This window comes from Tepidibacillus decaturensis (assembly GCF_001561915.1).
GTDB lineage: Bacteria > Bacillota > Bacilli > Tepidibacillales > Tepidibacillaceae > Tepidibacillus_B > Tepidibacillus_B infernus.
Genome location: NZ_LSKU01000001.1, coordinates 918770 through 932677, shown reverse-complemented (window position 1 = coordinate 932677; position 13908 = coordinate 918770). Strand labels below are relative to the sequence as shown.

Annotated in this window: 14 protein-coding genes; 3 read left to right on the top strand and 11 right to left on the bottom strand. The window is 33.5% G+C overall.

Annotated elements, in window-relative coordinates:
• Positions 1-375: 375 nt before the first annotated feature.
• The 8 genes from U473_RS04540 to U473_RS04510 form a co-directional block, all read right to left on the bottom strand.
• Entirely contained in the window at positions 376-1284 is a 909-nt protein-coding gene (locus U473_RS04540) for a MerR family transcriptional regulator (protein WP_068723803.1), read from the bottom strand.
• Positions 1285-1433: 149 nt separating this feature from the next.
• The gene (locus U473_RS04535; RefSeq protein WP_068723801.1) at positions 1434-1787 is read right to left on the bottom strand and encodes a hypothetical protein; all 354 of its coding nucleotides are present in this window, start codon (positions 1785-1787) and stop codon (positions 1434-1436) included.
• 82 nt (positions 1788-1869) lie between these two features.
• The gene (locus U473_RS04530) at positions 1870-4149 is read right to left on the bottom strand and encodes a thiamine pyrophosphate-dependent enzyme (RefSeq protein WP_068723799.1); all 2280 of its coding nucleotides are present in this window, start codon (positions 4147-4149) and stop codon (positions 1870-1872) included.
• 14 nt (positions 4150-4163) lie between these two features.
• Positions 4164-5159 (bottom strand): 2-oxoacid:acceptor oxidoreductase family protein, encoded by a 996-nt coding sequence (locus U473_RS04525; protein WP_068723797.1) that lies wholly within the window; start codon positions 5157-5159, stop codon positions 4164-4166.
• 983 nt (positions 5160-6142) lie between these two features.
• Positions 6143-6724, bottom strand: coding sequence for a CPBP family intramembrane glutamic endopeptidase (locus tag U473_RS04520; protein ID WP_068723795.1), 582 nt, complete (start codon positions 6722-6724; stop codon positions 6143-6145).
• A complete protein-coding gene (locus tag U473_RS04515) occupies positions 6702-7880 on the bottom strand; it encodes a RecQ family ATP-dependent DNA helicase (RefSeq protein WP_082732376.1) in 1179 nt (392 codons plus the stop codon). The genes U473_RS04520 and U473_RS04515 overlap by 23 nt, the downstream gene beginning before the upstream one ends.
• Positions 7877-8260 carry a DEAD/DEAH box helicase gene (locus U473_RS14170; protein WP_082732375.1) on the bottom strand — a complete coding sequence of 128 codons (384 nt, stop codon included), beginning with the start codon at positions 8258-8260 and terminating at the stop codon, positions 7877-7879. Before U473_RS14170 ends, U473_RS04515 begins: the two co-directional genes overlap by 4 nt.
• Before the next feature lie 6 nt (positions 8261-8266).
• Complete coding sequence (locus U473_RS04510; RefSeq protein WP_068723793.1) at positions 8267-9337, bottom strand: helix-turn-helix domain-containing protein; 1071 nt, start codon at positions 9335-9337, stop codon at positions 8267-8269.
• A 221-nt stretch (positions 9338-9558) separates the two neighbouring features.
• Here U473_RS04510 and U473_RS04505 point away from each other — a divergent pair, with 221 nt between their 5' ends.
• The 3 genes from U473_RS04505 (at position 9559) to U473_RS04495 (ending at position 11324) form a co-directional block, all read left to right on the top strand.
• Positions 9559-10365, top strand: a complete 807-nt coding sequence (locus U473_RS04505) for a YneF family protein (RefSeq protein WP_068723790.1) — start codon at positions 9559-9561, stop codon at positions 10363-10365.
• 117 nt (positions 10366-10482) lie between these two features.
• The gene (locus tag U473_RS04500; protein WP_068723788.1) at positions 10483-10692 is read left to right on the top strand and encodes a ferredoxin; all 210 of its coding nucleotides are present in this window, start codon (positions 10483-10485) and stop codon (positions 10690-10692) included.
• Between the two features lie 137 nt (positions 10693-10829).
• Positions 10830-11324 carry an inorganic diphosphatase gene (locus tag U473_RS04495; protein ID WP_068723785.1) on the top strand — a complete coding sequence of 165 codons (495 nt, stop codon included), beginning with the start codon at positions 10830-10832 and terminating at the stop codon, positions 11322-11324.
• A gap of 50 nt (positions 11325-11374) precedes the next feature.
• Here U473_RS04495 and U473_RS04490 read toward each other — a convergent pair whose 3' ends face one another.
• From U473_RS04490 to U473_RS15130, 3 genes are all read right to left on the bottom strand, one after another.
• Positions 11375-12277 carry a M14 family metallopeptidase gene (locus U473_RS04490; RefSeq protein ID WP_068727464.1) on the bottom strand — a complete coding sequence of 301 codons (903 nt, stop codon included), beginning with the start codon at positions 12275-12277 and terminating at the stop codon, positions 11375-11377.
• Between the two features lie 196 nt (positions 12278-12473).
• The gene (locus tag U473_RS15135; RefSeq protein WP_235589064.1) at positions 12474-13016 is read right to left on the bottom strand and encodes a sensor histidine kinase; all 543 of its coding nucleotides are present in this window, start codon (positions 13014-13016) and stop codon (positions 12474-12476) included.
• A gap of 2 nt (positions 13017-13018) precedes the next feature.
• On the bottom strand, positions 13019-13897 hold the full coding sequence (locus tag U473_RS15130; RefSeq protein WP_235589063.1) for a HAMP domain-containing protein: 879 nt from the start codon (positions 13895-13897) through the stop codon (positions 13019-13021).
• Positions 13898-13908: the final 11 nt, after the last annotated feature.

Genomic DNA, 13908 nt, shown 5'->3' with positions numbered 1-13908 from the left:
AAATAATTGGTATTGCTGTAATTAAAGCTGATAGAAAAATTGAATTCATTGGATCATAAATCTGACTCCACATATTCTTTTACACTCCCCCATACTTCAATTTATCTAGTTTAGAAAACAAGAAAAAATAAAATTGGCCTCCCCCCTTAATTTTCCCTTAACTAAGTAAGCTAGACTTGTGAAAGCGCTATCTTTCATTTCAACAAAAAAGTTAAGCGTTATTATGATTATACGGTCATCTGATGACCTGCTCTAGCTTTATACTACTATTAAATAATAAATTTAATTAGTTAGCAATACAAAATTTTTCTTTTTTACAAAACTTTTAAGATAGTAAATAAAATTGAAAAAAGAAAAAGCTTCATCGAAGAAGCTTTACGAATTCATCAACATATCATTTGTATTTAAGTTAGCATTCAACCAGTTTTCCCATTCTTTCATACTTTCTCCCAAATGATGTTTTTGGCCCTCTTCTGATTTAGCACCTAAAATTCCTAATTTCACATGTGGAAAGTTTTCATATAACCAAGGCAAAAGATGATTTATCACTGTAAGCTCTTCTGTTTCGATAGTGAAAAGGAAAACCGGGTCTAGTTTATGTAACAAGGTCATTATAATTTTCTTATCTAAAGATTGTCCTAAGTAATACACTTCGAAGCCTCTAAGTCTTAAAAAAATAGATAATATGATAATCACTAGTTCATCTAGTTCATCAGATGTCGATATTGTAAGTACTTTTGGTAATATAGGCCGGATTGGGATTCGTTGATAAATAGATAATGTTTTAATTCGAATCCAATTTTTAATATATCTCAATTGACCTTCTGTGATCGATTTAGTAATTCCCTCACTTGATTTTGCAATCGGTAATAAAATGTCCATTAGGATGGTTTCTACTTGATAAAAACTTAATGCATAATTGATCAATTCTTCAGCTTCTACCTCATTAAATTCCAAAAGCGAATTGAATATCTTTTTTTGGATCTCCTCCTTTTTCAGATTCAAGATCCCATCCGAAGGTATTAATGAAGTTAAATTTTTCTCTTCTTCTAGAAGTAAATCAACCGCTTGACTAATCGTAAAACCTTGTTGGACTTTATCTACAAGCCACTTTAAAACCATTAGATCATGTTCGGAATAAATTCGGTGACCAACCTCATTTCGTTTCGGGGTAACGATTTTGTATCTTCTTTCCCAGGCCCTTAATGTGCCAGGTTGTATTCCTAACTTTTTTGAAATGGCTTTAACATTATATATTCCCTTTTTTAAATATTCTCGTTCCATTCGCCCCACCCTCTGAATCTTATCTAAATATTCTATTTATTTTCATTATAACAAGTTTTTGAAAATTTTTTTATTTTTTATGAATTTATTTAATAAAAAGAGCTATTTTTGAAATAGCCCTTGCTCTTTACGTATAAAAGTTTTTACGATCAAAATAACAAAAAAGGAATGAAAAAATAAACGTCAACTTCAATAATAAGATAGAAATATACATCAAAAATAATTAATAGTAAGCTGATCGCTTGCCATTTTTTCCATTGATACATAGATATTTTTCGATTTTTTAGAATTTTAATTGCATATTTTGTAGGCTTACTTAAAATAAACATGATCAAATATAATAGTGCAAAGGTATAAAGAAGATTTTGTTTTTCAGCAATAAAAAAAGAAACCCAATCTGATAATTGATCTCCTGTTGAAGGTGGACCAGCATACCCATAAACTGTGTACCATGCTAAAATCGCGGCAATCAGAACTTGGAAAAGATATAATATTGGAAACATAAAAACATCCCCCTCTATCTAGCTTATTAAAAAATAAGCTAGATAGAACGGAAAAAGGACCTCATTGAGGTCCTTCCTTTGATTACAATAATGGATTTTCGTGTTTAGCTTTTAGACGCTGCCAACGAAGTTCCACTTCATTTTCAAATGCTTTAAGTGTTGATTCGTATTCAGGTTTTAGTAAATGTTTTGTTTTACCTAGCATTCCTAACCATTCACTTACGGGTACCCTTTTCCCTTTTTCTTCTGGATCATAAGTGATAGTCGTTACACCATGTTCAACCTCATAAAGTGGGAAGAAACAAGAGTTAACAGCTGTGCCAACAATAGCAGCTCCTTGGTCATCTTTCACTTTCCAGTTTAACGTACAAGTGATTAAAATTTTACCATAAACTAATCCTTCATTTTGTGCATACCATTGTGCTTTTGCAGCCTTTTTAATTAAATCTTGAGGAAATGCTTCAGTTGCAGTAAAGACATATGGAATATTTGTTGCAGCCATAATTTGAGCCGTGTCTTTGTGATGAGTTTCTTTACCACCTTGTTTTTCTCCTACACCAGATGTAGATGTCATATGCCCAATTGGCGTAGAGTAAGAAAGCTGACTTCCTGTATTCATATATCCTTCATTATCATATTCAATGATAATCATTTTATGGTTACGTAATGCAGCACCGATCGATGGACCCATACCAATATCCATACCTCCATCACCAGTAACCATCACAAAGGTAAAGTCGTCACTCACTTCTATTTCTCCACGGCGTTTTTTCTCCCAGAACATTTCTACTAATCCTGAAAGCGTTGCAGCACCGTTTTGAAAAAGATTGTGGATATAAGTTCCTTTATGTGAACTATAAGGATAACCTGTAGAAACAACCATTCCACAACCAGTATGGAAAAGAACAACGATATCCCCTTCAATTCCTTTAAAGAACGTTTCTAATCCAGGGAAAATTCCACAGCCTGGACATGCTCCATGACCAGGAGCTAAACGTCTAGGTTTTTTCATCAATTGACGTAAAGGTGGAATTTTTACATTCAATTTTCCAGTATTTTCGTCTTTTTCAACCTTAATAAGTCCTGTTTTAAATTCATCAGTATTTACTGGTTCAAGAACGCGCTTAGGTGCTTTATCAGGATCACCAGGGTTAACACCATAATAGTCAAAAGGTACTTCTGCATAACCCTTTTCTGCAGCATCAATAGCTAACTTAAAGAAATCTTCAGCCTCATCGAAATAGAAATCTTTTCCACCTAATGAGAAGATTCGAGTTAATACAATCGTTTGGTTTTCTTTATCTTCCTGAAGGGCTGCTTTAATTTCATGAGATAAATTACCACCATTAGAACCGTATGAGTCAGCTCGTTCACCTACAAGTAAAGCTTTCACATTTTTCAAGGATTTACGGATTTCTTCTGCTGGAAATGGACGGATAATATTAGGTGAAATAACCCCAGCTTTTATTCCTTGCTTACGAAGCTTATCTACTACATCTTTCGCTGTTTCAGCAGCAGATGCAAGTAAGAATAAAGCTACTTCCGCATCTTCCATCATATATTCATCTAAAACAGGATATTCGCGTCCTGATAAATCTTTATATTCAGCCGCAATTTGCTTAAATACCTCTCCAGCATTGTAAATAGCTAGTGATTGTTGATATTTATTATTGATATAATCATCATTCATGTATGGACCAATCGTTACAGGATTCTTAGGATCTAATGCATGAACAAAACCTTCTGGCATTTCTCCAACAAAATCTTGAACAATTTTACGATCATTAAAATAGTGTACTCTTCGTTTTTGGTGAGAAGTCACAAAACCGTCATAAGCTACAATGACAGGTAAACGTACATCTTTATGTTCAGCTAGTCGCGTAGCGATAATATTCATATCATATACAGCCTGTGGATCTCTAGCAATAAGAATTGGCCATCCTATATTTAATCCGTAGTATAGGTCAGAATGATCTCCACGAATGTTCAAAGGCCCACTGACAGAACGAGTAACTAAATCAAGCACCATTGGAAAACGGGAACCTGATTGAACTGGTAATTGTTCTAACATATATAAGAATCCATTTGCACTAGTTGCATTAAATACACGTCCGCCTCCAGTTGCAGCCCCAAAGTTGATACCAGCAGAACCGTGTTCGCCATCAGCAGGGATCATGACGATATCATGTTCACCACGTGTTTTCATTTCATCTAGAAATTCTGCAATTTCAGTAGATGGGGTGATTGGAAAATAGCCCATCACGTGGAAGTTAATCTGTGCAACAGATAAAGCTGCCATTTCATTACCTGTTTTTATATCTACTTTTTGTTCTATCTTTAAATCTTTTTCTTCGATAGCCATTATAACCCCTCCCCTTAATTAGATGCTAAAACAAATTGATGTGGTACTCGATGTTCATCAGCATATCCCTCAGTTTCTCTTAATGTAGTGAGTGCTTGTGTTGGACATACTGTTACACATTTTAGGCAACCTTTACAATATTGATAGTCGATTCCTTGTAAGAATAATTGTGGACGACCTTTCTTGTCTTCTTTTTCTTCCCATACAAAGCAACCATCAGGACAAGCAATGTCACAGGAAGCACAGTTAATACATTTTTCTATTTCAAAAGCAGGTAAGAAGCCTTCCCTTGAACCACTTAAGTCTTTAAGAATACTATTCCCTGGATTAAGAATCACTCCACCAATAGGTTGAGTTTCATAACCTAATACTGGCTTTGGACGTACATATTCAGCCTTAGCCCCTTCTTCAGCTTCGTAAGTTTTAAACTTAACTTCATTAAATCCACGGTCAAAGGTACGAATATTGGAATCAACTAATTTCGGATACTTTTCTTCAAAGGTAGCACGAATTACATTTTTCATGGCTTCTGGATTTAAGAAGTCAGCAAAACGGAAAAGTGCACCTAACATTGCTGTATTTACACGAGTCTTTTCTTCTACTGAAATTCCTAAAGCATCAATGACTGCAACTGTTCCAGATTTAATATGAAGTTTTTCACGAATCTCATCTGGAGATTTTGTTGTGTTAACAATGATTACTCCATCTGGATATAAACCGTTTGCAACATCGATCGTTTTAAAAAGATTTTCATGGAATACCCCAACAATGTGTGGTCGTTCTACTGGACTACTTGCCCGAATTTCACCTTCCCCAAAGCGAATGAAGGATTTTACAGGAGAACCCTTCTTTTCTGACCCATAGGAAGAAAAGTGGGCACCATTAAGACCTAACCCAAGTACGCCAGCTTCTGCTAACATTTTTCCTGCTAAATGAGCACCAAGTCCCCCAATAGACTCTAAACGAATTTCAAAAAAACCTAGCTCATTTTTAATTGGTAATTTTGACATATTTATATACCTCCTCACCCATTAGATCTAAAATAGTGTAACAGACACTTAACAAAGGATATAACAATATTTTCTATTTCTTGATTATATCCGCTGTGTAAATAAGTCAATTACATAAAAACTTATTTTCATTTTTGATTATAACAGTATAAATATTATATAGCAACAGATACGGAAAAATTTTTATCTATCACTTAGTTAACAACACGTACATAGTGAAAACTGTTGGTGCAAATACGTTTTTCAAAAACTTACTAATCTTTATCTAAATAATGAGATATATAACAGATTATTTTTGGCGACTATAACAGATTATAAATGACATTTTCTGCAAAAAAAATTCATCAATAAAAGATGAATCGTATGTAATGGATGTATTAATTTAAAATGTTTATTGTAACAATGATTTATCAGGAATTTTTAATTTAAACCCTGCATATAGGTCATCACTATTCTTTAGACCATTATATTTTGCTAATGCTGAGACATATTTTCCACTTTGATAATACTTTAATGAAATTCTATACAAATTCTCACCAGGCTTAACAATATGAATACTTTCTTTAGTTTCTTCTTTTGTTTCTATTTCTTGAACAACCTCGTTTTGATCCTTCTCACGATTAGGATTTAAATTTTGATTAGAAGAAAGATTGCTCTGTGGTTGTATGACTTCAAAATTAGGAGGATTGATAGGAATCCCATTTTGTTCTTTTCTTGCTTCATGATCAGGGTATAAGATATAGCCTGTTATAAAGATTAGAAGGATAAAAGCTCCAACAATCAGTTGTAATAGATTAATTTTATATTTTTTTCTTTCTTTTTGTTTTTATGAATTGTCTTCCTGGGTGGTAGTGAACTGTATTCAATATTTTCTTGTTTACATACCTGTTCCATCATTACATCTACCTTTCGATTGTTGCCTCTTCCACCTTCTTATTCGATAAAATGAGCCAAAATCCTGCATTGAGGCTTAAGCTTGCTATTCATAACCAATTCTTTCGTATGAGTATACCCAGAACAAAATCTATCATACTATGAGCAACAAATGCACTAATCCATTGGCCAGTTAAAATCACCAAATATCCAAGACCAAGACTAATAAGAAAAGTCATAGAAATGAGCACCCATTTTTTTAAATACCTAAAATGGATCAAAGTAAAAATAAGACTGGTAAGAAAAACGCCAAGATAGGATTGAACGGCACCTCTAAATAAAAATTCTTCAACAAAACCAACCATTACCGCAATAATAGCGATATGCCAGATGGGTAAATGGCGAAATAATTTTTCATTTATGCCTCCATCATCTAACCATTTTTCAGGTAATTTCTTTGATAGTATGATGTCAACAACTATAACAACGAGACTAAAAAGAAAACCAACCAACACAGGTTGAATCAATTTGCCGGGTAAAATGGACACAATAGCTTCAATGGGATTCATTCTGTGTAAAATTAAATAGAGGATAAACGCAAGTCCTACTGAAATAAATTGAGTCAGGTAAAGATTGATAACCAATACTCTTACAGGTAATGATTCTATATCAATTTTTTCTCTCTTTTTCATAAGCGCTCCTTGATATGGGAAGCAATTTAGATAACTCCTGTTCCCAACTCCATGCATTGTATTGTATCGTTTTTTCCCTTTTTTCAAAGATCTTCTCTATCTTTATACCACATATATCACAGCAAAAGGCCGGCTTATCCAGATTTTGTTCGTAAAAATACTCCAAAATGCTTAACCGTCTACAGGTTTTTTGGTTGACAAATTGAATCATGTGATTCACTTCACCATATCGTTTTCTTTTGCGTTGTTCAAAAATTTGTTCAAGTTCTTTTATACACCGATAAGATAATATATCCTCATTCCTTTGTACTTTATAGCCACTCTTTGTTTTCAACCAAGAAATATGACCCATTTTTTCTAAATAAAAAAATATCAATTCTAACTGTTGTTCAGATATTGTCCCTTGTTTAAAATCTTCTATTCTGAAATTATTTTCTTTCTTTTGTTGATTGATTTGCTGACAAACCAACTGTATTTTTTCCTTATCGGGATATTCGTTATCGATAAGATGGATAGATGTCTCTTCATCTCCTTTTTGATAGATGAGAGCAGCATATCCTTGTTTTCCATCCCTTCCCACTCTTCCGGTCTCTTGTAAATAACTTTCGATATTCGCTGGGATATCATAATGAATGACAAACCTGACATTCTTCTTATTTATCCCCATACCAAATGCCTTCGTCGCAATAATAACGTTTAGATCCTCTCGCATAAATTGTTGTTGAATAATCAATCGATCTTCATTAGGTAATCCAGCATGGTATGCTTCTATGCGATTAAATCCATTTCTTTTTAACTCATCAGATAGCCATTCACTTGTGAGTCTAGTATTTACATAAATGATTCCCGGCCCTTGAAGATGTTCAAGTAAATTAAACAATACTACCTTTTTCTCTTCGATCGTGTCTACTTGAATCACTTCATAAGCAATATTTTTCCTATCAAGGGATGTAACGATTTTATACATTTGTTGTAGGCCTAATTGTTCAATAATATCTTCCTGAACAATTGGGGTTGCTGTGGCAGTTAATGCAAGGACTGTAGGCTCATTGAGTTGAACTATATAATCTCTTAATCGCAAATAGTCCGTTCTAAAATCATGTCCCCATTGAGAGATACAGTGAGCTTCATCTACCACAAAAAGAGAGATATTCATTTTTTTAAACGATTAAAAAATGCTTCTTGCTGTAGTTTTTCTGGTGAAACATACAAAATTTTAGTTTTCCCTTGTTCTAAACCTTTCAATCTATAAACGATCTCTTCATAAGAAAGTTGACTGTTGATATATGTAGCAATAAATAGGCCCATATTTTTTAATTGTATAACTTGATCTTCCATTAAGGAAATAAGTGGTGATACTACAATCGTTATCCCTGGAAAAAGAAGTGCAGGTAGTTGATAGCATATTGATTTCCCACCACCAGTTGGCAATACCCCTAGCACATGCTCCCCTTTTAGAAGATGCTGAATAATTTCTTCTTGCCCATCACGAAATGAGTCATAGCCAAAGTACCGTGATAAATATTTTGTTAACATCTTCAATCACTCTTTTGTTTTTATTTGATCCGCTAAAACCATACGTATTTCATGATATGAAATTGCTGGATCAAGCCTCTTTTTATATTCAGATAGATTTGTTGAACCTATAGATCGATACAACTCTCTAATTTGTTCAATCTTCCATTCATCTGTAAATCTTGTGAGATCAATGGGTGAATGTAAAATGATCTCCACGATATGATCATAAATCGTACCTTCTGTTAAGCCTCTTTTCCTTGCAATTTCTTCAATTGAAAATCCATGATTTAAAAGTTGCATCGTTTTTATGGTTGATGGAGACAAATAACTTCTTTTATTATCAATTTCTGATATCATATTCAATAATTTAAAACGAGTTGGGTCATGATAAACCTTTTGCAACAAACGATAGGTCAAATTATTAAACATAATCTTTATTTCTTGAATAGAATAGCCCAATTCTTCTTCAAGTTGCCTCCATGTAAAAGCCATTCGATGTCGTCCAGATAAACGATACAAAAGTATTTTTTGTTCTGGTTCAGATAAATCATCTTTTAATTGATTCATTTCAAGATGTAACTGATTCGTTAGTCGTTGCACCCTATCTGTTGTATTCGAGATTAAAAGCTTCTTTACCCATTTCTGAACAGGAAGATCTGAAATCACCGGTGAAAAATGAAAATCATGGTATGATAAATAAGATAATGTTTGAATTAACAAACTTAATCTTTTCCAAAACGTATTTTTCGTAGTTCGATCAATTAATAAAATAGAATGATCTTGCTCGATATGAAATAGTTGATTCTTAACAATATTCCTCTTCAATTTATCTAACTGATTGATACCTTGTGGAGTAATGATCAATTGTTCATTTTGTATATAAAGAAAATGGTGTTTTGTTAATTCTTCAATTTGATTTATTATTTCATTAGCCGAGATTCCATCAAACAGCCCATAATAGGGATGAAGGTTGTAAAATTGCGTATCTTGAATGGTTTGCTTAGCATACGATCCTTTTAAAATCCTCACCACCCCAGTAATGGAGCGATCTCCATTTAATTGATAAACCACCCATAAGATAAAAAAGGGAACCATGTGATCATTCCTTTTTAAATTGTAAAGAAAGAAACTTTCTTTTCATTATTATAATGGGACCCCACAAAAGTAATCGGAATATGCTTCGAATGAGTTCGTCACTTTTGTGGGCTATCATGAACAATAAAAAGTGTAACATTCTAGTAACATATTATCATAGATTTATCTTTTTGTTTTTTTATACTAAAACTATTAGAATTAAAATTTGGTAGGAGGATTCTATGAATTCAAGTCGTTTATCTAAAAAAGATTTTTTTGTTATTTACTATATTTTGTTTATTTTGATTTTATTTTTAACAGGCTTTTTCTTAGGAGCAAAAGTGATGGAAAAACAATTAAAAGCTAATGTGCCAACAAATATTGATCAAAACACCTATACAGAAGGTGAAATCATCAGTTTTAATAAACTTATTTTTTTACCAACTCAACTGTGGCTTAAAGAAGTGTATGGGAAAATAAACCAATCCCCTATAGATCTTAACATGGTAAATTCCATGCAAAAATCGGTTGAAGAAATGAAAACGAACATGACCAAGTATCAATTTAGTTCTCCCTATTTACAAAAGAGTATTGAACTAATTCAACAAAGCTTGGAGCAAATGAAACAATATCTAGAAAATCCTAATAGACATGAATTATTAAATCAAGCGATTCAATATTATTTGCAAAGCCAAACTCAATTTTATCGACATATATGGGTTTGGGAGCAGGAAAATAGGAATCCTATCAGCCAATACATTGATGAGTCACTTGTGAATTGGAATGAGTGGAATAAGGCAAGTATTCACCAAAAGAACTATATCATTGCCATGATCTTGGCGAAGGATACAATCATCACTTTTTACAAACCTGAAGATATAACGGTTCATATTGATGCCTATGCCAAAGCAAATCGAGACACTACAATGAATTTAGAAGAACTGATTCAATTTCTTATCTCGACAAATGCAATTCATGAAAAGGACTTTTTATTATATAAAGATTGGTATCAAGGAGCACCCTTACCCAAAATTCCAAATTTTAATTGATTGAGTTAAAAAACTTTAAATTTCAAGTATTGCATTATATTAAAAGACATTCTACAATAGAAAAGGGAAGTGGACAATGAGTTGGTGGACATCCAACTTATATGGGAGGTGAAAAATATGAAAACTTGGGTAGATAAAGATACATGTATTGCATGCGGAGCATGTGGTGCAACAGCTCCTGATGTATTCGATTACGATGATGATGGTATTGCATATAACATTTTAGACGACAACCAAGGAACAGCTGAAATCTCTGAAGAACTTCAAGATGATGTTCGTGATGCAGCTGAAGGTTGCCCAACTGACTCCATCAAAGTTGAAGAATAATATGACTTACATAAAACCACCTAGATTTCCTAGGTGGTTTTTTGCTTCTACCTATATTTGCTTTATTTGTTCAAATTGCTATAATGTCAAATGTAAACAAAAAATATGATACATAATGAATTGAGGAGGCAACATTCATGTCTAAAGACTTAATCGTCGATGCATTTATTGAAATTCCAACAGGTAGTCAAAACAAATATGAATTTGATAAGGAAAAGGGGGTATTTCGTTTAGACCGAGTATTATACTCGCCTGTACATTATCCTACTGAATATGGCTATCTTGAAAACACCTTGGCTCTTGATGGAGATCCATTAGATATTCTTGTACTGACAACATTTCCAACCTTTCCTGGCTGTGTGATCAGTTCAAGAGTGATCGGAGTTCTTATTATGTCTGATGATAAAGGACAAGATGAAAAACTATTAGCTGTTCCAGCTGATGATCCTCGATTTAAAGAAGTCAATACTTTAAACGATGTGCCATCACATATTTTGAAGGAGATCGAACATTTCTTTAAAGTCTATAAAGACTTAGAAAACAAGATAACCAATATTGAAGGATGGAAGGACAAAGAAGTAGCTATTCAATTATACGAAGAATGTGTTGCAAGATATAGTGAAGGTAAATAAGTGACATTAAAATTAACAGAGTTCATCTAACGATGAACTCTGTTAATTTTTTAAAGTAAAGGGGCTTCTAATAAAACAGCTAGATTTTCTCGATAAATTTGCGGGAATTGAGATACAGGTAAAGGATTAATCCCAATACCTACCTCAATTGTAAATCCTGGCTTTCGAAATTCTTGAATGAACCAGTCTTTATAACCTGCCCCACTATATGCTGTTTTTTCTGGGACATATCCAGTCAGAATAGCCATTCGGTTTACGATTTTTTCTGATTCGGGTGGTTCCATTCCTTTAAATCCCCAATAAATAACTTGGCATTGAGAATGAAAGGCTAACACCATTCTAAAATTATGTTTTTTTGTGAAATCATAGATGGCTATAGTTTCTGGTTCAGTTAATGGTCTAGTACCCCCATATTTTCGTGGAGATGGAACTTGCGGACTTCGATCATTTTCCTGCTCCCAATCTGCTGGCCACTGATGATTTAAATCAACACCCCTTATATTTGCTGTCCAACCTCTAAAATCTTTCGAACCAGAATTGATTCTAAGTACACTTTGATAAAACGGATGCGATGGTGTGATTCCTTCTATCACGAGTTCAACACCATCTGGATTTACCATAGGCACAATCCAGATCGAATTGTTACGATAAAGGTATTCAATATCATATCCGCGTAATGTTCTTTTTTGTGTATATGCCTTTGCATAATCCTCTACAAATTTCATTAATAATGGTGCAGTTAAATATTCATTTGCATGCCAATCACCACTATAAAATACTTCTTTTTGTCCTATTCCTAAGCGAATCGCATAAATTGATTTACCCATTACTGATGATCCTATAATATCGGTTTGAATAAAAGGATATCTACTTTTTAATGCCTCAATATCTGCAACTAAGTCCTCATAACTATATTCTTCATTGGTCTGCACGATATCATCTTTTTTTATCATATATTTCAAAATCAGAACCCTCCTTTTATACAGTTACTATTAAAATATGCCTACAATTTCCCAATGTTTCTACCACAAAAGTGACGACCTCCTACATTATGAAAAAGGCAGAAATTGACATCTATGCCAACTTCTGCCTGGTAAATAAGATTGTTTCACGTTAAACAAGATTTTCATATTTTTTTCGACGGTAACCTTATTCTTTTGTCAAATTATGAGTCGGAAGAATAATAGAAAATGTCGTTCCTTGTCCTAATTGGCTTGAAACTGAGATGCTTCCACCATGGGCATGTACAATATTTTTTACTATAGAAAGACCTAACCCAGTACCTGAGTGACCCCTTGTCCTCGCTTTGTCAGCCTTATAGAAACGTTCAAAAACATATGGTAAATCCTCCTCAGGGATTCCAACACCAGTGTCTTCGACTTCTAATAATATTTTTCTAATTCCTTTTGGTTTTGCTCTCATGGTAATTCTTCCATCTCTTTGAGTATGTCTCATTGCATTGTCTACTAAGTTAGTAATCACTTGCTCGATGCGATCAACATCAATAAATACTTCCTTAATATTAGGATCTACCTCAGTTGTTAACTCTATTCCCAAATCCTTTGCTAAAGCCGAAAACTTACGGATCACTTTATTTAAAGTTACCGTAATATTCGTTTTGCAATATTGGAGTTGAATATTTCCTGACTCCATTCTTGCCAAGTCTAGCAATTCATTGACTAACCTCCCCATTCTTAACGACTCATCATAAATAATTTGGGCAAGTTCTTTTTTTCTTCGTCTGTTTGTGCTATATCATCTATAATTGCTTCACTATAACCTTGAAGCATCGAGATTGGCGTTCGTAATTCATGAGAAACATTAGCAAGAAAGTCTTTTCTTAATTTATCTAGTTTTCTTTCATACGTTACTTCTCTAAGTAAGGTAACCGCACCAGTTATCACTTGGCCTGAATAAAGAGGTGCCATGACAATCGAAAAAATCTGTCCATTCCATTGAATATCTTTGCTAATTGGCACTTTTCCTTTTAAAACCTCATTTAATGTTTCTTTCAAAATCGTGTATAGTTGATTATCCTCATCATGCCAATGATTAAATAATTTCTCTGCAGGTGGATTGGTCATGATGATTTTTCCCTCAGAATTAATCGTAATAACCCCATCAGCCATACTTTTTAAAATATTGGCTAACTTTTCCTTTTCAGTTGATAAGGCTTGTACAGTTTCTACTAATTGGCTTGCCATTCGATTAAAGCTTATTGCTAGGTCGCCAATTTCATCGGATGAACGAATTCTAACCTTAGTATGAAAATCACCTTGTGCCATTCGATTTGCCGCCTTTTGCATCTGTCGAATGGGGTCTGTAATTCTGCTAGATAAGAAGAAGGCAAAAATTGTCGTTCCCACGATTCCCATTGCAGTAAAAAACAAAATAATTTTATTTGTATCCTTCGTGGATTTATATAATCCCCTTAAAGATTGTGACAATATAAGCGCTTCATTTGCTTGATTTTGTTTAATTGGAACGGCAACAACTAATAATTCATCCCCGTTCCTCTGTTCAGATTTTTGATTAGCTGGGTCAATTACACGTAAAACTAAAGTTTCTCCCACAAAGACTCGTT